Annotated in this window: 16 protein-coding genes; 11 read left to right on the top strand and 5 right to left on the bottom strand. The window is 44.5% G+C overall.

Annotation, left to right across the window (positions count from 1 at the left end; genetic code table 11):
* Positions 1-33 precede the first annotated feature (33 nt).
* Entirely contained in the window at positions 34-3144 is a 3111-nt protein-coding gene (locus K1J10_RS05280; protein WP_223356110.1) for a CocE/NonD family hydrolase, read from the top strand.
* Positions 3145-3237: 93 nt separating this feature from the next.
* A complete protein-coding gene (trxA, locus tag K1J10_RS05275) occupies positions 3238-3552 on the top strand; it encodes a thioredoxin (protein ID WP_006595996.1) in 315 nt (104 codons plus the stop codon).
* Positions 3553-3919: 367 nt separating this feature from the next.
* Here the strand turns inward: trxA and K1J10_RS05270 are convergent, their stop codons facing one another.
* The gene (locus K1J10_RS05270) at positions 3920-5371 is read right to left on the bottom strand and encodes an alpha-amylase (protein WP_223356109.1); all 1452 of its coding nucleotides are present in this window, start codon (positions 5369-5371) and stop codon (positions 3920-3922) included.
* 473 nt (positions 5372-5844) lie between these two features.
* On the opposite strand from K1J10_RS05270, the gene K1J10_RS05265 reads away from it, so the two are divergent.
* The 4 genes from K1J10_RS05265 to K1J10_RS05250 all read left to right on the top strand — a co-directional run bounded on the left by K1J10_RS05265 (position 5845) and on the right by K1J10_RS05250 (position 13117).
* On the top strand, positions 5845-8937 hold the full coding sequence (locus K1J10_RS05265; RefSeq protein ID WP_223356108.1) for a CocE/NonD family hydrolase: 3093 nt from the start codon (positions 5845-5847) through the stop codon (positions 8935-8937).
* Positions 8938-9057: 120 nt separating this feature from the next.
* Positions 9058-10632: a M20/M25/M40 family metallo-hydrolase gene (locus tag K1J10_RS05260; protein WP_223356111.1), complete on the top strand. Its 1575-nt coding sequence runs from the start codon at positions 9058-9060 to the stop codon at positions 10630-10632.
* A gap of 105 nt (positions 10633-10737) precedes the next feature.
* Positions 10738-11481, top strand: a complete 744-nt coding sequence (locus tag K1J10_RS05255; RefSeq protein WP_061564130.1) for an ABC transporter ATP-binding protein — start codon at positions 10738-10740, stop codon at positions 11479-11481.
* A complete protein-coding gene (locus tag K1J10_RS05250) occupies positions 11471-13117 on the top strand; it encodes a hypothetical protein (RefSeq protein ID WP_223356107.1) in 1647 nt (548 codons plus the stop codon). The genes K1J10_RS05255 and K1J10_RS05250 overlap by 11 nt, the downstream gene beginning before the upstream one ends.
* 235 nt (positions 13118-13352) lie before the next feature.
* Here the strand turns inward: K1J10_RS05250 and K1J10_RS05245 are convergent, their stop codons facing one another.
* Complete coding sequence (locus K1J10_RS05245; RefSeq protein WP_223356106.1) at positions 13353-14195, bottom strand: DegV family protein; 843 nt, start codon at positions 14193-14195, stop codon at positions 13353-13355.
* 127 nt (positions 14196-14322) lie between these two features.
* On the opposite strand from K1J10_RS05245, the gene K1J10_RS05240 reads away from it, so the two are divergent.
* Positions 14323-14901, top strand: a complete 579-nt coding sequence (locus K1J10_RS05240; RefSeq protein ID WP_006596003.1) for a TetR/AcrR family transcriptional regulator — start codon at positions 14323-14325, stop codon at positions 14899-14901.
* Positions 14902-14927: 26 nt separating this feature from the next.
* Here K1J10_RS05240 and K1J10_RS05235 read toward each other — a convergent pair whose 3' ends face one another.
* From K1J10_RS05235 to coaA, 3 genes are all read right to left on the bottom strand, one after another.
* Entirely contained in the window at positions 14928-15458 is a 531-nt protein-coding gene (locus tag K1J10_RS05235) for a DNA topology modulation protein (RefSeq protein ID WP_223356105.1), read from the bottom strand.
* A gap of 65 nt (positions 15459-15523) precedes the next feature.
* Positions 15524-15772 (bottom strand): 30S ribosomal protein S20, encoded by a 249-nt coding sequence (rpsT, locus tag K1J10_RS05230; protein WP_023023719.1) that lies wholly within the window; start codon positions 15770-15772, stop codon positions 15524-15526.
* A gap of 107 nt (positions 15773-15879) precedes the next feature.
* Positions 15880-16800, bottom strand: coding sequence for a type I pantothenate kinase (coaA, locus tag K1J10_RS05225; protein WP_223356104.1), 921 nt, complete (start codon positions 16798-16800; stop codon positions 15880-15882).
* A gap of 95 nt (positions 16801-16895) precedes the next feature.
* On the opposite strand from coaA, the gene K1J10_RS05220 reads away from it, so the two are divergent.
* The 4 genes from K1J10_RS05220 to K1J10_RS05205 are packed head-to-tail and all read left to right on the top strand — an operon-like array spanning position 16896 to position 19824.
* Positions 16896-17489, top strand: a complete 594-nt coding sequence (locus K1J10_RS05220; protein ID WP_223356103.1) for a class I SAM-dependent methyltransferase — start codon at positions 16896-16898, stop codon at positions 17487-17489.
* Complete coding sequence (locus tag K1J10_RS05215) at positions 17486-18763, top strand: pyrimidine-nucleoside phosphorylase (RefSeq protein ID WP_223356102.1); 1278 nt, start codon at positions 17486-17488, stop codon at positions 18761-18763. The genes K1J10_RS05220 and K1J10_RS05215 overlap by 4 nt, the downstream gene beginning before the upstream one ends.
* Before the next feature lie 22 nt (positions 18764-18785).
* Positions 18786-19448: a deoxyribose-phosphate aldolase gene (deoC, locus tag K1J10_RS05210; RefSeq protein WP_223356101.1), complete on the top strand. Its 663-nt coding sequence runs from the start codon at positions 18786-18788 to the stop codon at positions 19446-19448.
* Positions 19435-19824 carry a cytidine deaminase gene (locus tag K1J10_RS05205; protein ID WP_156676561.1) on the top strand — a complete coding sequence of 130 codons (390 nt, stop codon included), beginning with the start codon at positions 19435-19437 and terminating at the stop codon, positions 19822-19824. Before deoC ends, K1J10_RS05205 begins: the two co-directional genes overlap by 14 nt.
* Positions 19825-19896: the final 72 nt, after the last annotated feature.

Raw genomic sequence — 19896 nt, 5'->3', positions numbered from 1 at the left:
TAGCTTACAGAACTGCTTGTGAAGCTCTAGAGGATGAGTTCAAGTAAATGTTGCACTTATTCTTGCAATTTATCGAAAAAGAAAACAGTGGTGTCCATGGTGGCTTCAAGCCTTCTGCTAGCTCCATTTGTCTTAAATCAAGTGGTAGCAGCAGATGAGAACCTAGCAGAGCTTGCTCCAACGAAAGAAGTGGTGACTCAGGTGGCTCCGGAGCCTGTAGCTTCTGAAGGAGCGGCTTCCCAATCTCAAGCAGACCAGTCTGCATCCGCTCCAAGTGTGGATCCTAAGAAGGAAGTAGAGACTTCTGAACCTGCAGGACCGAGTCCAATTGCTCCGGCAGAGACGGAGAAGGCTGACAAGCCAGTCGAACAAGAAAAGACCGTGACGGTAACTGAGAAAACAAACCACCCACAGGCACCTCAGGGGGCAGGTGTCCCAGCTAGTCCAGCGGCTTCGACGGGAACATCAACACCAGCTACAGGACAAGCCTTAACTTCTTATACAGGTAGCCTGGCAAATAGTGAGCTCAAGGATAAGGAATTAACGGTTCAAAATGCTGTTGATGAATTGCTTCAGTGGGCTGCGACGGATTCCAAACAGGTCGGTCAATCGGCTGCGGATCGGGAACGCTTTGCTAAGAGTCTAGGAATGATCAGTACTCAAGAGGACTTGAACCGCAAGGTCAGTCAAGAAGAGCTGACCAATATGTATAGCATTGCTAAGAAACTCTATGATGCCTATCGCTCTGAGAAGAAAGCTCCTCTCTTTTTAAATGGGCGGGCTCAACCCATCTTCCCTTATACAACTGGGGAAAAATCAGATGAAGACTATCACTATGAGGATAGCGAAATCGTCCGCTTCCCAGTCTATGTGGAGACCGATTACGATACAGATGCGGATGGCAAGCCTGACCTAGTCAAGGCCATTGTCCAGTTGCCTAAGGCAGTTGCCAGGGGAGACTTTAAGGCGGCGACCATTCTGGAAGCACGTCCTTATGTAGCAGGAACCTTGGATGAGAACTATGTGACCCTTGAAAGTTTGGGCTTACCGACAGATGGCTCCTATGATATGAAGAAATTGCGGAAGCAACCGGCTAAACGTCAGGCAGTTGGAAACTCGTCAACAGTAGAAGCGGCTAAGAAGGCCAAGGCTTCGGATTGGTATTACTACAGTCCCTACGAGTATATCTATGACTACGAAAATCTCAACTGGTACGACTATTTCTTGGTCAGAGGCTATGCTTTTATCTCCAGTGCAGGACTTGGTACCAAGGGATCAGAAGGATTTAACACTACAGGATCTGATCTCGAAATCAATGCCTTTAAGAATATTATCGAGTGGGTCAATGGCAAACGCAAGGCCTACACCGATAAGACCAGCAATGTCGAAATCAAGGCAGACTGGGCTACAGGAAATGTTGCTATGACCGGTCTATCCTGGGCTGGAACCACGACCTTTGGTGTGGCAGCGACAGGCGTAGAAGGCCTAAAGACTATCGTTCCGGCAGCAGGAATCGCCTCTTGGTATGATTATTTCAATAGTCAAGGAACCCAGTTTGGCAATGCACCTTATAGTGACCTTTCATGGCTCTCCCTCTACGTTAGCACGCGGATGCTGGATCAAAACGATTGGGCTGGTATTTGGCAAAATTATGCCAACTATATCAACCAGCTCAACAAGGATCAAAATGCGCATGAACGCAATTACAGCGATGTCTGGAAGGAGCGGGATTATACCCTTCATCCTGAAAAATTCAAGACCAGTGCCCTCTTGGTTCATGGCTTGAATGATGACAACGTTAAAACCAAGCATTTTGAACTCATGTACGATGCCCTCAAGAAGGCAGGCCAAGATGTCAAGCTCTATCTCCACCAGGGAGACCATGTCTATCCAGCAGCCATGTCCCGTGGTTATGGTATTCAGGCCAATGGACAAGATTTCTATGACCTGCTCAATACCTGGCTGACCCATTACCTATATGGAGTGGAGAATCAGGTAGAAAAATTACCAGCTGTCTTGGCGCAAAACAACTATGATCCAAGCAAGTGGACCACTTATGATAATTGGAAGACTTCGCAACGCCTCTTCCTCAATGCCCAGTCGAAACGCTTGGAAGAGACGATTTCAAGCGATTACGCAGGAGCTGGCATAGAGATTGCTAAACGCAACGAAACTGTGAGCCAAGGTTCTTCAAAAGCCAACATGACCTTCGTGTCAGAAGTGACAGAAGATACTACCATCAAAGGGCATATCCCTGTGCACTTCAAGGCAGCCCTGGCTAAGGGGAAAGGCAAAAACTTTCAGATCAATGCCCTTTTAGTCGACGTCTCTGATGAGGAATTTGATGTGGTCGGCAATGGTGGCGTCAAGGCGGATAAAAAAGCAGATGGCTTCTGGATGGGAAGTAACCTTTCTAATCTCTCTGTAGCAGAGTTTGAGACCATTAAGACCAAATACAAGGTCATTGCCAAAGGATGGATCAACCTGGCCAACCCTGAGTCTGGCTATGATTCAGCCAGCTCAAGAAATAGTATCGAGCCAAAAGTTGGAGAATTCCACGACTATACGGTCCATCTCCAACCAAACCTCTATACAGTTAAAAAGGGCCATAAGCTAGCCCTAGTCTTCAATACCTATGATCCATCAGACTTAACTGTTGAAAATCCTTATGAAGTCACCTTCAAGACAGATTCGATCCGTGCGACCATTCCGATTGTAGAAGGAACGCGTTCGCAAGTAGCTACTTATCTTCCTAATGCAGCTGATACAGCTTATGCTGCCCTTCCAGAGATTCAAGGAGCTAAATTGGTAGAACCAGCAGTTCATTACATCGAAGAATACCATCTGCCAGTCCTTCCAGAGCCTGAAAGATATGGTAGATCAGAGATTCCTGCTGATACAAATCTTCGTCCTCTCGTCAAAACGGCTGAGAAAGAAACTGCAAAACCAGAATCTCTATCTGTTGCTTATGGACAAACATTTGTCTATGAGACGGGTAAAGCAGTAGTTCCAGCGCAAGAAAAAGCAGGTCAGCTTCCTCAAACAGGCACTGAAGAGGAATGGATAGGATACTATGGGTTAGGTACCCTCCTCTTATCTAGCCTTCTTTTCTGGAAGAAAAAGAAAGAAGATGTCCAAGGCTGAGAACGTAGCAAATATTTCTAAAAACTAGAATTTTGGTGTAGAATAGAACTATCAATGAGAGATTAGTGGAAAGCACTGATCAAAGGAGGAACTATGGTACACGTACTAACAGATGCAACATTTGAACAAGAAACTAGCCAAGGCTTGGTCTTGGTGGACTTTTGGGCAACTTGGTGTGGTCCTTGCCGGATGCAGGCACCGATCTTGGAACAGTTGGCAGAAGAGATCCATGAAGATGACTTGAAGATCTTTAAGATGGATGTGGATGAAAATCCAAACACTGCTCGTAACTTTGGCATCATGTCTATCCCAACACTCTTGTTCAAGAAAGATGGCCAAGTGGTGAAACAAGTCGCTGGTGTTCACACCAAAGAACAACTCAAAGCGATTGTTGCGGAATTAAGCTAAGATAAAAGGAGCCCTTGGCTTCTTAGCGAATCAAACTCGTTCATTTCCGATAATGGAAGTGGGCGAGTTTTTTTCTTTTTATGAATTTGTTGACAGAATAAGATAAGGAATTGACAGCGCTTTCCTAAGGTGTTAGAATGAACCTGTGGTTTGCTATAAAATATAAGAAAGAGAGTGGGACAGAAATCGGTAATTCGTTAGAATTCGATTTCATCGTCCCACCTCCGCACAGTTGAGTAGGGCTGTAAAAGCTGATGAAATCAGCGTAGTAGAGCCCACTCAACCACTGCGTCTTGCTCGACAATCCAAAGACAATTGAAAGGCTAGAACTTTTGTCCCAGCCTCTTCAGTCAATTAAATTTTCTAGTTAGTCTGCCAAAATCCATACGCTGACAGAACGTTCTGAGACTGGGAAATCAGCCCAGCCGTCTTCTTGGATTTGAACGGGTTCTTGGTAATTTCCTAGGGCATCGTAGTAGGTCTGTCCTGCATATGCTTGGCTGATTTCCATGCGTTTGGCAGATGCAGCCGCATTTGAAATGACGCAGGCGATAGGAGCAGACTCTTCCGTTCCAGAGCGAGTCCAACCAATGCAGTTAGGATCGTCAAAGTAGTCTTTTTGTTCACCGTAGGCTAAGTCTTTGCGGATACGAAGGAGTTGATCAAGCTCGGCTTGGAAATCCTGCTGGGCAAAGTCCCCTGAAATGCCGTAATAGTCTCCATAAAAGACACATGGAAGTCCGGCCTCGCGGAGGAGAATGAGGGCGTAAGCAGCAGGCTTGAACCATTCACCAACAGTGGACTCTAAGGCTTGTCCTCTCTGGGTATCGTGATTATCGACAAAGGTTACAGCACTTTCTGGATGATTGCTTGCGAGCGTACCATTGAAAATAGTGGTTAAATCAAAGTTTTCCTCTTCTTGGCTAGCTCTAAAGAGATTTTGGTGGAGGGCAACGTCGACTAAGTCGAACTGATAGTCAATGCTAGCTAGGTAGTCATTGTTGCTTTGTTCATCCCCGTTCCAAAACTCACCAAATACATAGAAATCGTCTCCATATTTGTCCGTGATTTGCTGGATGAAGTTCTTCATAAAGAAGGAGTCGATGTGTTTAACCGCATCGAGACGGAAGCCTTCTACCCCAGTTGTTTCAATAAACCATTCAGCCCATTGGTTGAGGTTTTCGACCACTTCTGGGTGTTTGAAGTCGATATCGGCATACATGAGGTAATCATAGTTGCCGTTTTCGCTGTCGACCAGATCATCCTGAGCCCAGCCTTTGTTGTCCCCTTGGATCTGGTAGATGCCACTTTTATTGCGGGAAGCATCGTAGTCGGTACCGGTGAAGTGGTACCAGTGCCAGTGGAAGTCATTGTAGGCTCCGTTTCGACCATCAAAGGTAAATTTGGTCCATCCTTTGATAGTAAAGGGCTCTGTCAAGACGATGGTCCGATCGTTAGGGTCCACTTCGACCACTTCAAATTTTTCTAATCCATCGGCTGCTGCCTTATGGTTGAGCACCACATCGGCCATGGGCTGAATTCCAGCTTCTTTTAAGGCCTGGATGGCTTGCAAGTAGTCCTCTTTGAACCCGTATTTGGTCCGGACAGTCCCTTTTTGGTCGAATTCTCCGAGGTCAAAGAGGTCATAGACGCCGTAGCCGACATCATTAGCAGATGTCGCTTTAAAAGCAGGTGGCATCCAGATTTTACGAATGCCCAAATCTGCCAGGTCAGGAGCATCTGCAGCTAAGCGGGACCAGTGTTGACCATCCGAGGGCAAGTACCATTCAAAATATTGCATTAAGGTTTGATTTTCCATTTTGTTCTCATCTTTCGTGAATTAATGCTTTATTTTACCAAAAATGACAGGATAGGGCAAAGGTTTGCACTCTCGAAAACGCTGTCTTTATTGGATAAAAGAAAAATGGGCTAGAAACGAGCTCTCGCATGAGAAAAATGGGGAATTTGCCCTCATGAATAGGAACTATTTTTTCGGTTTTGTTCAAGTTCGCTCAATCTGTCTAAGAAGGGGTTATCAGTCGAAGAAGTGTCTCCATCATTTGATTGACAGGAAGGAATGTCTGTAGGATCTTCCCTGCTGTCAGTTAAGTTGTTACCCTGTTTGAAAGCTGGCTGAATACCAGATGAGAGGAATTCTAGCTTGCTGACAGGAGGAGATGCCGTTGTTGAAAGGAGGATTCGTTTTTACTGCATCTATTAAAAAATGATCTTGTCTACTTATTGTCGTTTCGGATAACCCGTTAAAACGACACCTTTCAAAGGAGTTTGTATATGAAAAAATCTAGCCTTGTTTCGATTGTTTTTGCAAGTTTGTTACTGAGTCCAGTTGTTTTGGCACGCCATGTCCAGGCGGAGGAAGTGGCTACGAATGGTGTAGAACCAGCCTTGACTACCCAGGTGGGACAGCCAAGTACAGCTGAAGCCACTCCTATTTCAGATGCAGTTCCAGCAAGTGAGGAACTGTCTCCTAAGAAGGAGCTTACGAATCAACCTAACTTGGACCAAGCGACTGCTGAAACAGGTCCTACAACGATTCAGCCGACAACGGGAAATGAATCCTCTCCGACCAAGGAGACTGCTGTAGCAGAAAAAGCTCCAGTCCAGCCTACTAGTGATGCTCCTCAATCAGCAGAAGTGTCTGTTGCAGAGAAGAATCCTTCTCCAGTTTCTAGCGCTCCTAAAGTGACTCTAGGAGAACTTTCAGAAGTGACTGGTCAACCAGTAGCAGAGTCAGATGTGAAGAAGGAAGCTACAGTGATAGACGCTGTCAACCAGCTCTTCAACTGGGCCTCGACCAAGGAGAATCAAGTCGGGTCTACCGATAAAGATCGATTGGCATTTGCTAAGAGCTTAGGAATGGTCAAGGAGGGAGTAGAGGGTTCTGCACCGGTCACGGACCTCTCCAGCATGGTAGAAGTGGCTAAAAAGCTCCATACTGCATACCGAGCTGATCGGAAGAAACCTCTCTTTTTGAATGGACGAGCCCAGCCCATCTTCCCATTTTCACCTGGGGATGATATTGAGCATTATTCCTATGACAAGAGTGACATCGTCCGCTATATTGTCTATGTTGAAACTGACTATGATACGGATGGAGACGGCAAACCTGACTTGGTCAAGACTTTTGTACAGGTGCCAAAAGCTGCTGTCAATGGGGACTATAAGGCTGCCAGTATCTTTGAAGCTAGCCCTTATGTAACAGGGACGACCGAAGAGCGTACCTTAGAGGGAATTGGTCTCAAAGAAGGTGGAAACTTCGAGATGGCCAAGCTCTATGAAAAACCTGCCAAACGCCAAGCCAGCAAAACTGTAACGACAGAAGAAGTAGCCAAAGCGACCGATCCAAAAGAATGGTACTATGTCAATCCTCGTGAAAGCTCGGATGACTATACACACTATGACTATGAAAATCTCAACTGGTACAATTACTACTTGGTTCGTGGCTATGCAGTGGTGACCAGTAGTGGTTTGGGCTCAAAAGGATCCGATGGGATCAATACGACCGGCTCAGACCTTGAAGTGGCAGCTTACAAGAATATTGTGGAGTGGCTCAATGGCAAACGCAAAGCCTACTCTGATAAGACTAGCAACCACGAAGTCAAGGCAGACTGGTCCAACGGCAATGTCGCTATGACAGGCTTGTCTTGGGCAGGTACGACAACTTTTGGAGTGGCGTCTACTGGAGTGGAAGGTCTCAAGACCATTGTGCCAGCAGCAGGGATCGCTAGTTGGTATGACCATTTCAACAGCCAAGGATCTCCCCTTGATACAGGAGCATCCAATGACCTTTCTTGGCTATCTGTCTATACCTCTGGTCGGATCCTTGACAAGGAAGATTGGGACAAGGTCAAGGATTACTATGCAGCCTATATCACCAAGCTCAATGAACTCCAACACAAGGATGGTCATAATTATAACGAAGAATATGCCAAACGCGACTACACGCTCAACGCAGCCAACTTAAAGGCGGCCCCTCTCATTATCCAAGGGCTCAATGATGACAACGTCAAGCCTAAACATTTCGAACTCATGCTGGAAGCCTATAAGAAGGCGGGGATCGATCCCAAGGTCTTGCTCCACCAGGGCAATCACATCTATCCATCCACTCGTTGGTCAGGGACAGAAGTGGCAGGACAAGCCTTTAATGACCTGATGAATCTCTGGTATAGTCATTACCTCTACGGTATCGAAAATGGCATTGAAAATCTCCCACAAGTAACGGCTCAGGACAATTTGGATCCTAGCAAGTGGCACCGTTTTGACAAATGGGATACGGATCAAGCTATCTCAGGTCGGATCTACTCCAAGCGGGAAGAGGTAACGGTAACGGGGGATTATTATGGCACAGGAAACAACTGGACCACACGCAACCAGGATGCGGCCTTCCATTCTTCCGAAGTGGCAGCTTCCTATGCAGCTACCGTCGACCAAGATACGACCATCAAAGGTCATATTCCGGTGCATTTTAGCGCAGCTTTTGTCAAGGGAGACAAGAACCATGCCCATGTCAGTGCGACCCTGATGGATGTTTCCGATGAGGAATTTGATGTGGTCAAGGAAGAAATCACCTATGATAAAGATGGCTACAGCACGCGCACACTGGAAAAAGAAACCATCGATGAGACAGGCTACTGGAATGGTAGCAACCTTGAAACCTTGCCTCTCAAACGTTACAAGACCCACAAGGTTAAGAGTGTGGTAATTGCGCGTGGTTGGATGAATCTGGCCAATCCAGCTTCTCGCTATGACTCTGCTAGCTCTAGCCGGTCCATCGATGTGAAAGAAAATGAATTCCATGATTACACCATGTACTTGCAACCAAACTTGTATACAGTGAAAAAAGGTCATCGTCTGGTCTTGAGCCTACACACCTATGATCCGGATTATATCTATTTTGCGGATCCATATGAAGTGACCTTCAAGACAGACTCTATTTCAACAACCATCCCAACTGTCGAAGCTAGTCGGTCGCTTTTATTCCGCTACCAACCAAGTGAAAAGGATACCGAATATGCAAGCTTGGCAGATCGTATTCTCCCAATCGCTAAGAAGAAGCCTACTGTAGTGGAAGAAGCCGGTAAGGTCTCTGTTGCTGATCAAGCTAGTCATCTGGAACAACAACCACCAGTCGGACGAGACCAAATGGACTTCCGTAAAGAACAGAAAGAAGAATTGGCTCAATTAGCACACGTCAGCGAAAGCAAAAGCCAAGGAGAGGAAAGTGTCGCTCACTTGCCTGAAAAGGAGGAAGCTCACTTGCCTGAAACTGGAGAAACAGTAAATATCTGGACAGTTTATGGCTTGCTAACCTTCCTTGCGACTAGCTTGTGGAAAGTTGTCTATCGTCGCAAAGAAGATCAATAATACCAGACTGATTGCCCAAGGGTGATTGCCTACTAAAGGCTCCAGTCTATCAGAAGGAGGCTTTCATTGAGATCCATAGAACATTTCCAAGAACAAATTGCCACCATTTTTCAAGAGGCAATGTCCATACCGAGCTTTACTAATACCGAGACAGAAAGGGAGATAGAAGACTATCTAGACCAACGAATTGGGTCTATTCCATATTTCAAGAGTCACCCCCAGCACTTTGGTCGCTACCCTCTTCCCAATGACCATCTTCATCGCAGTGTCAATTGGGCCTTGGTCGATAAGGGCAAGAAAAAGACAGTGATCCTTTTTCACCACCACGATACGGTAGATCTAGAAGATTACGGTCCCCTAGCCCCTATAGCTTTGGATTCCGAGGCACTGGTTCAAGCCTTGAAGGGCATTGATTTTCGATCAGAAATGCAGGAGGACCTAGATTCTGGCCAATGGCAATTTGGACGAGGTTCTTGTGACATGAAGGCGGCTTTAGCGCTCCAACTGGGTGTCTTAGAAGCCTACGCCTCCAATCCAGAAGGGGGTCAGGTCAACCTCCTCTACCTATCTGTGGGAGATGAGGAGTCCTATTCACGTGGGATGAGAGGAGCATTAAGTTTGCTCTGTCAGTTAAAAGATGAGTTTGACTTGGACTATGTCTTAGCGGTCGATTCAGAACCCTTTGAAGCCACTAGTGATAAGGAGAAGGTCCTGCACATCGGTACTGTCGGCAAGCTCATGCCAGTCGTCGTGACTCAGGGTGTCTTATCCCATATGAAGGAGCCTCTCAAAGGAATCAACGCCCTCTCTCTCTTAATCGCAGTCGCATCGAAATTGGACCTCCATCCAGACCTATCCGACCAAGCTCTGGGAGAGCAGTCTCCTCTCCCTTCTTGGTCTTATCTGCGAGATTTGAAGGACCAGTATGATGTATCGACGGTCCTCTACGCTGCTGGCTATTTCAGTGTGCTGCATCTGAAAAAGACCCCTCAGGAATTGCTGCAACGCATCAAGGAGTTGAGCCAGGAAGCGGTTGATGAGTTTTATGTCAAATACCTGTCCCTCCAGGACCAAGCGGGACAAGAACATTTGATAGCTCAGCCATGGGTGATCAGCTATCAAGAATTGCTGGATCGTTGCCAAAAGAAGGAAGGCTTTTCAAGCTTCCAAGAGCAATGTGAGCAAAGGGCCTACCAAGCTTTCTTAACTGGAGTCAGCTATCAGGCCATTGCCATCCAGCAGATCCAAGCTTACTTAGACTTCCTAGCGGAGAAGACTCCATTGGTCGTTATTGGCTTTGCACCACCCTTTTACCCATCCATGAACTGTCGCTCTTTACCAAACACCAGTCTCAAAATTGGCACCCTGGTGAATGATTACCGCCACTATTTAGGAAGACGCGGCCTGACCCTGAAAGTGGAGGAATACTTCATGGGCATTTGTGACACCAGTTATTGCGCCTTGGAGAGAGACCTAGCAAGCTATCAGGTTGTCTTGGATAGTTTGGCGACCTCTTCTCAAGTCTACGAGTTGGATTTGGAAAAAATTGCCCAGATCCAAGTGCCGGCAGTCAATTTGGGACCTTGGGGCAAGGAACTCCATCAAAGAGGGGAGCGGGTCTATAGGGAGGATCTCCTAGATACCATTCCTAGTTATCTGTTTGGCCTTCTCTACCGCTTTGATGAATTGCTTTAATACTTAAGTTTTCCATTGACAAATGAGGAAAAGAGGACTAAAATATAGGCAAAATAAGTAACCACTTTCTTTCATTAGGGAAGTGGAATAGGAGAAGGAGAATCTATGATTGAATTTCAAGGAGTCACCAAGGATTACGATGGTCAACTGGCATTGAACCATTTGAACTTAACCATTGAAGATGGACAAATTGTCGGCTTGATCGGCCATAATGGAGCTGGGAAATCAACGACCATTAAGAGCCTGGTCAGTGTCATCACCCCGACGACTGGTAGAATCCTAGTAGATGGGAAAGACCTCTATAGCAATCGCTTGGAAATAAAGAAGAAAATTGGCTACGTAGCCGATTCGCCAGATCTCTTCCTTCGATTGACGGCCAATGAATTTTGGGAGTTGGTCGCTACTTCTTATGATATGAGCCAGCAGGAATGTGATGACCGCTTGGAGCAGTTGTTGCATCTGTTTGACTTTGCTAGTCATCGTTATGAGGTCATCGAGTCTTTCTCTCATGGGATGCGCCAGAAGGTCTTTGTCATCGGGGCTCTTTTATCTGATCCAGACATTTGGGTTCTAGATGAGCCCATGACTGGTTTGGATCCCCAAGCCTCTTACGATCTGAAGCAGATGATGCGGGAGCATGCGGACAAGGGCAATACCGTCATCTTCTCCACCCATGTCCTCGAAGTGGCAGAGCAACTCTGTGATAAGATTGCCATCCTGAAGAAGGGGAACCTCATCTTTTATGGCACCATCGAGGAATTAAAGGGACAACACCCAGAGCAAAGCCTAGAGTCCATTTATCTTGGATTGGCTGGTCGAAGAGAAGAGGTGAGTCCAGATGCGTCTTAAAATGGTTCGTCGCCTAGTCGATGTCAACATTATCTATGCGACTCAGCCCGCCCAATTAGCGAAATATAGAAAGAAGCAGGAAAAGGATCCGACTAGGAAGGTCAATGTTTCCGCCCAGTCCATTCGGACCTATATATTTATCGGTCTCCTTTATCTCTTCCTTTTTGGGATACTTTCTAGTGCCAATGATTTTGTCTCTAGCCCTGGTCCCTTTGTCAATATGATTACGCTCTTTGCGCTCTTGGCTATATCCCAAGGCTTGATGAGTTTTTACAATGTCTTTTACGAAAGCAAGGATTTACAATTTTATCGTCCCTATGCCTTTTCGGATGCAGAAGTTATTGCAGGAAAGAGTATTTCGGTCATCTTAGTGCTCCTGATGGCCCTGCTTCCAATGCTGAGTTATTTCATCATTCTTCCTATTCAAGCAGGGGGAAATGTTTTGGTGGGGCTCCTTCTTGGCCTTCTTTGTGCCATGATTCTCCTCTCCATCCTCTTTTTAGTCACCTTGTTCCTATCCCATCTGATTACCAAATCAGCTGTCTTTAAGAAACACACGAGTTTGGTGTCTAACCTCATCATTGGATTGAGTAGTCTCATTTCCATTGGAGCCTATCTCTATATCAATATGCTCCAGTCAGAGCACTCGGTAGCTGGTGATTTGGTCACTCAACCCAGCATTTTTCCTCCGATAGAGGTCTTCCATACCTTTATCTTGAATCCTTTGGATTCAGCTGTACTAGTGGGGATGTTGGCTTGGGTATTGGTTCTAGCAGTCCTCCTTTGGCTGGTAAAAAGTCAGGTCTTGCCTCATTTCTATGATGCTGCCCTTGAGGTTTCTTCTAGCCATGCGGTCAAGGAGCGGGTCAGTCAGATGAAGCTAGGAGATCAGAAGGCCTTTCATCGCTTTACCGTTTCCTATCATAAACGGCTTCTGAGTGATGGTACCTTGCTGACGCAGGTTATCTTCATGATGGCGATTTTCCCTTATCTGTTCACATTTGGCTTGTTTTTAGGGGCATCGCGAGCTTCCCTCCAAATTGAAAATTACCTCACACCCCAATACCTCCTTCCTTTATCGTTGATTGCTTTTATGATTGGAGTCTTCAACTCTGTGGAAAGCTTGACCAGTATTGGGATCTCATTGGAGCGGGAAAATTTCGCATATCTTCGTGCCCTTCCGATTGACTTTAAACGCTATTGTTTGAAGAAATTTTGGATCCTCTTTTCGGTCCAGTCTGCTTTGCCGATCGTGCTCTTAGTAGGGGTATCTTGCTACTTTGGGGTCCATCCCCTCTCCCTTCTAGCCATGCTTTTGATTTGGTTTTTGACTAGTTTGAGTTTGAGTGTGATTGCTTTTAGACGAGACTACAAGCTCTTAACCACTAATTGGTCGACTGTAACGGATCTGATGAACCGTAATAGAGGAAATGCTGCCCTGAGAGGCTTATTGATCTTCGTCTTTATTATCGTCATGCTGATTTTGATAGGATTTGCTTTCTATCTATCCGCTGTGGCCTTCACCACCTTGATTGCTAGTGTAATTTATCTTCTCATTGCAGCTATAGGAACTTTTGCAACTGTTTATATATATAAACATACTTTTTATAAATTTAACCAAGAGATTGGTGAATAAAAAAATTCCCTCTGGTCCTGACCGGAGGGAATCTGTATGGTAAAAGAGAGTGGGACAGAAATCGGTAATTCGTTAGAATTCGATTTCGTCGTCCCACCTCCGCACAGTTGAGTAGGGCTGTAAAAACTGATGAAATCAGCGTAGTAGAGCCCACTCAACCACTGCGTCTTGCTCGATAATCCAAAGACAATTGAGAGGCTAGGACTTTTGTCCCAGCCTCTTTTATAGTTTGTTGTTAAATTTCATAGCCGATTAAGAGGCCACCTTCTTCAGCATAGAAGCTACAGAGGCCAGAGGTCGGAAGAATTTCAATATCCGCATTGGCGAATTTTTCATGGACCAAGGCAGAGAGTTGTTCTACGAATTTATCGTTGCGACGGTGAGCGATGGTGATATGTCCACCTTTATAGCCCGCTTTGAGCATTTCTTCAAAAGTTGTGGAAATAGCTTTCTTTTGGCCACGGGCTTTATGGAGGAGCTCAAGGGTTCCAGTATCGCTAGCTTGGCCGACCATACGGATGTTTAAGAGGCCGACAACCGCTCCGATAATTTTATTGAGTCGACCGTTTTTAACCAAATTATCGACTTTAGCCAGGACAAAAATCAGTTTGGTTTTTTCTTGGTATTTGGTGATGACTTCGACCACTTGATCAAAGTCAAGGTCTTGGGCGATGAGTTGATGGAGTTTGCGGACGAGGAGGTCCACTTCACCACCAGCTGATAAACTATCGATCACATGGATATTGTTTGCAGGATGGTCTTCTAGATAAAGTTTTTTTGCGACCTGAGCACTATTGTGGCTTCCAGACAAAGTACCAGTGATGGTAACAACGATGATATTATCAGCACCCTCGAAGGCTTTCATATAGTCATCAGGACTAGGACAAGCTGATTTGGAAGCAGTAGTAGTCGCATACATATCTTCCATCATTTTGTCTGTATCCAGAGTAGCATCGTCTGTATAGATGGTCTCACCAATCTGGATGGTAAGGGGAACTGAAACAAAGCTAGTATCTGGTGCAGCATTTTCATAAGTACGATAATCACAGCCAGAATCTGCAATAATTTTCCATTTCATTTTTATTACCTCAAAATGTAAAAAATTGTACATTGACAAGTAGTTAGTCTTTTTTTACAATTATATCATGAAGTTGCATTCTCTGAAAGCAGATACATTCAGATGATACAGATAGAAAGTAAGTGTTATGGCAGAAAGAAAGATATCCGAAAAATCCTTAGAAAATTTAAAACGGTCTAACCAAGAAAGCAATGCCATCACACGCGAATCCTTGGAGATTTCCTTGCTTCAGTTGTTGGATAAAAAGGACTTGAAAAAGATTACCATTTCAGAATTGGTGGAGAGAGCAGGCGTTTCTCGTGCAGCTTTTTACCGAAATTATGAGTCAAAAGAAGAATTGCTCGAATCCATCTTCCAATCAACTGTTTCTAAGATTACTAAGTCTTTGGAAGGCTATAATTTTAAGACCGATTTGTACCAGATTTGGGTCTATCTCTTTAAAGAGGCCAAGAAGGAAGCACGCATTATCAGCTTGGCCGTCGATTATAATTTTGAGAAACTGCTCACCAAGGCTGTTTATGAATTTCTGGAAAAGAGGAGTAAAAGTCAAAAATCCTCACAAGGCCCAGCTAGTTATCTGAATTCCTTCCTCAGCTCAGCTATTGTCTCTGTCCTAGCCAAGTGGATTAAGGATGGCATGAAGGTGCCGGCAGAGAAGATGGCTTCCTTAGGTCTTCCCTTGTTTCCTCAAAAGAAAAGAAAATAAGAAAAATGATCTACTAAATCGAGTGTTTACTTCGATTCCAGTAGATCATTTTTGATGTTATTGAGGAAACGGTCTAGTTCCTTTTGATTTTTGAGAGTGATGAATTTATCGGGATAGGTGGAACGGATATTTTGATACCTTACTCTAGCAGTTTTTGTTCGTCCATCCCAGAGAATCCAACGGATGAATTCCCAGTCAAAGCGTTCAGGGCATCCTGCTGCCATACTCTCACGGACCCGACCTTTATAACGGCGGTATCGTTTCCACCCTCTATAGAGGCAGTTCCAACGAGAGAAGTTGAGAAAGATGATCTGGTCGGCTTGCTCCATTCTCTCCTCATAGCAGCACCAAGAGTAATTGCCATCAATGACCCAGTCTCTATGATCGCTGAGAAACTGTTTCATTTCTTGCTCCATCCAATCCCGGTCACTGTCTATCCAACCCGGTTGGAATTGAAGGGTATCCATGTGGAGTTTGGGAATGGAGTAGTAGCGGGCTAAGTTTTCAGCCAAAGTTGACTTGCCAGATCCTGAATAGCCGATAATCGTAATTTTCATCTCATTTCCTCATTTGGAAGCAACAAAAAAAGCTCCGGAGAGCTCATTTTGTATGCAATGCTTGATTAGCCAAGTTTTGCTGCAAGACGTGCTTTATCACGGCTAGCTTTGTTTTTGTGGATCAAACCTTTAGTTTCTGCTTTATCGATAGCTGAGCTAGCAGCGCGGTAAAGTTCTTCAGATGGGTTTGCTTCAAAAGCTTTGATTGCAGTACGCATAGCTGATTTTTGAGCTGAGTTTTTTTCGTTTTGTTTAACGTTCAATTCAGCGCGTTTGATAGCTGATTTAATGTTTGCCAATTTTTTCACCTCCAATGATATTCTAACTCTCTTATTATATCTGAAAACTTTTCTTTTGACAAGCCCAAACTATTTTTTCTTCGAATCCTTATTTTTCCAGGATTGTTTTGCTTCATATCTCACTATCTCTTGAGATAGATTTCGTCAATCTCATGGTTAGCAGATTTGTGCAGGATCAGTTCGGCTCGGTTCCGGGTGGGCTCGATATAGTCTTTTAGATTTAAGAGGTTGATCGACTCCCATACCTGATGAGCGAAGGCGAGGACTTCTTCTTCAGGTTGCTTGGTAAAGCGGTGGTAGTAGTTGTTTGGATCATCCTTTGCACGGTCCAACAACTTTTTAAAGCGATCGATATACCAGGATTCAATATTGGCAACCTCAGCATCCACATAGATGGAGAAGTCAAAGAAGTCTGTCATATAGAGCCGATCATTTTGAGGATTCTGAAAGACATTGATCCCTTCCACGATAATAAAGTCCGCAGCTTGAATGGTTTGCTTCTGGTCAGGGACAATATCATAAATCTCGTGAGAATAGACAGGGATTTGATAGCTTTGCCCATTTTTGAGCTGATTCAGGAAATCTAAGAGAAGTTCCATATCATAACTTTCAGGGAAGCCTTTGCGATTGAGAATATTCTGTTCAATCAAGGTGGCGTTAGGATACAAGAATCCATCTGTAGTGACCAATTCAACAGTAGAACCAGAAAAGGTCCGAGAAAGAAGGATTTGAAGGAGGCGACTCGTCGTTGATTTGCCGACAGCTACTGACCCTGAAATCCCGATAATGAAGGGCTGTTTTCTACTTTCCTGTTGGAGGAAGATACCTTTAGAAAATGCTAAATCTTCTTTCGCTTTTTTGTAGATTTGGATTAAGTGTGTCAGAGGTAAATAAATGTCTGTCACATCTTGTAAACTAATGAGGTCATTAAAACTCTTGATTGAATTCAATTCCTCTTCAGACAGAGGAGGGGTTGATTTCCGGTGGAGATTTTGCCAAGTTTGTCGATTGATTTTTTCGAAGTGTAGAAATTCTTTTTCCATTACAAGCCTTTCCTCTATTGTGACCTTTAGTATATCAGTTTTAAGATCTTCTGTAAACGATTTAAAAATAGGTTAAATTATGCTATAATGCTAATATGAGTAAAATGTACTATGACGAACATCCGGATGCCCAACATGATATCCATGAGTTACAGGTGGTTCTTTTAGGGGAGCGGATGAAATTTCTGACGGATGCCGGTGTTTTTAGTAAGAAAATGATCGACTTTGGTAGCCAGGTCCTTTTATCTTGTTTGTCCTTCCAGCAAGGAGAGACGGTTTTGGATGTTGGTTGTGGCTATGGTCCACTTGGGCTTTCTTTGGTCAAGGCCCAAGGGATCCATGCTACTATGGTAGACGTCAATACACGGGCTTTAGATCTAGCTAAGAAAAATGCGGCTTTAAATAAGGTCGAAGCTACTATCTTTCAATCCAATGTTTATGATCAGGTTGAGGGAAGTTTTGATCATATTATCAGTAACCCTCCCATTCGGGCTGGAAAAAAGGTAGTCCATGAAGTACTTTCTGGGAGTTTTGACCATTTGAATCTTGGGGGAGACTTAACCATTGTTATCCAGAAAAAGCAGGGTGCTCCTAGTGCGAAAGCCAAAATGGAAGAAGTCTTTGGAAACTGTGAAATCCTCAAAAAAGACAAGGGTTATTATATTTTAAGGAGTGAAAAAGTCACATGAGAGCTGTAGATATCATTCAGAAAAAACGTGATGGCATTGAGTTGAGTAAAGATGAGATTCATTGGTTGATCGAAGGCTATGTGGCTGGAACAGTACCTGATTATCAAATGGCTGCCTTTGCCATGGCGGTTTATTTCAAGGGGATGACGACCCGAGAAATTTCAGATTTGACCATGAAGATGGTGGAGACAGGGGAGCAATTCGACCTTTCCGCTATTAAAGGCATCAAGGTGGACAAACACTCAACAGGTGGTGTAGGGGACAAAGTAACAATTGTACTGGCACCTCTAGTGGCTAGTTTTGGCGTCCCAGTTGCCAAGATGAGCGGTCGTGGTCTTGGACATACAGGGGGGACCATCGATAAGCTAGAATCCATTAAAGGATTCCAAATTGAGCGGACCCAGGAAGAGTTCATTAAACAAGTACAAGAGATTGGCCTTTCTGTCATTGGACAGTCGGACCAATTGGTCATGGCGGATAAGCTTCTCTATGCACTTCGGGATGTAACAGCGACGGTTGATACAATTCCATTGATTGCCAGCTCGGTCATGAGTAAGAAGATTGCGGCTGGAGCGGATGCCATCCTTCTCGATGTCACCGTTGGAGAAGGAGCCTTTATGAAGACCATTGAAGAGGCGCGTGAACTGGCTCGTACCATGGTGGATCTTGGTAATGCTGTTGGTCGTAAGACCATTGCTGTTTTGACAGATATGAGCCAGCCTTTAGGAACCAGCATCGGGAACCGTCTCGAGATTCTCGAAGCCTTAGATATTCTTCAAGGAAAAGGCAGAGAAGATGTGACTCACTTCATTTGTGAATTGGCTCAAATTATGCTGGAACTTGGTGGGGTGACGGCCAACTTGGAAGAAATCAAGCAGCATCTGACAGCCGGCAAAGCACTGAAGAAGTTTGAAGAAATGGTCCTTGCTCAAGGTGGAGATTTAGACGATCTCTATCGTCCAGTTCAGGTAAAAGAACAAGTGACTGTCTATGCAGAAGAGGATGGCTATATTGCAGCCTTGCCTGCGATGGAACACGGACTCTTCGCTATGCGTCTGGGGGCTGGCAGAGCAGTAAAATCAGATGATTTAGACTATGAAACAGGAATTGTTTTTGCTAAGAAAGTCGGTGATCCTGTTCAAAAAGGGGAGCTTGTTGCAACTATTTATACAAATTTAGAAATTTGTCAAAAAAACATTGTAGAATTCCAAAAAAATGTTAAAATACTAGACGAGGTTGTAAGCGTTTCAGAAATTATTGAAATCGTTTCGTAATTCGTTTGGGGGAGATTTATTAATGAAATTAAACAAATATATTGATCACACATTATTAAAACCTGATGCACAACAAGAACAAATCGAGGCTTTGATCGAAGAAGCGAAAGAATATGATTTTGCAAGTGTTTGTGTCCAACCGACCTGGGTCAACTTCGCTGCAGAAGGACTTCGGGATTCAGATGTAAAAGTGTGTACAGTGATTGGTTTCCCTCTTGGCGCAAATACACCAGCTGTTAAAGCATTTGAAACTCAAAATGCCATCCAAAATGGAGCCGATGAGATCGATATGGTCATCAATATCGGTGCCTTGAAATCAAAAAATCTGACATTAGTAGAAGAGGACATTCAGGCTGTTGTAGATGCAAGTGGTGATCGCTTGGTAAAAGTGATTATCGAAACCTGCTTGTTAACTGAAACTGAAAAAATAGTAGCTTGCCAGATTGCCAAATTGGCAGGAGCAGACTTTGTCAAAACTTCAACTGGTTTCTCTACTGGAGGAGCAACTGTTGAGGATGTTGCCCTCATGCGCCAGGTTGTTGGACCGGATATGGGAGTGAAAGCATCTGGAGGTACTCGTAGCTATGAGGATGCACAAGCCATGATCCAAGCAGGTGCTAACCGAATCGGCACTTCCTCTGGAGTAGCCATCATGAAGGGAGAAGTAGCCCATGGCGACTACTGAGTTGATTGACCTAGCTGTAAAAACAAGTGAGAATGCTTATGTACCTTATTCTCATTTTCCAATTGGAGCTGTTCTTGTGACAGATGAGGGGAAGATTTATACAGGCGTCAATGTTGAAAATGCGAGCTTCGGCTTGACCAATTGTGGCGAGCGGACAGCTATCTTTAAGGCTGTTTCAGAAGGAGAGCGTTCATTTAAGGAATTAATTATTTATGGTCAGACGGAAAAACCAGTTTCACCCTGTGGTGCTTGTCGCCAGGTGATGGCTGAATTTTTCGAGCCAGACCTACCGGTTACTCTGGTAGCCAAAGATAAATCGACGGTCGTGATGACGGTCAAGGAATTGCTTCCATATTCCTTTACAGATCTTACCTAGTAGCTTCTGTAAAGGCGGTCTATTGACCCTTTCATTAATCCGCAACATAGTTGCATATCTTATTTAGGAGGT

Source organism: Streptococcus australis (assembly GCF_019930045.1).
Taxonomy (GTDB): domain Bacteria; phylum Bacillota; class Bacilli; order Lactobacillales; family Streptococcaceae; genus Streptococcus; species Streptococcus australis_D.
This window is presented reverse-complemented; position numbering and strand designations above follow the sequence as displayed.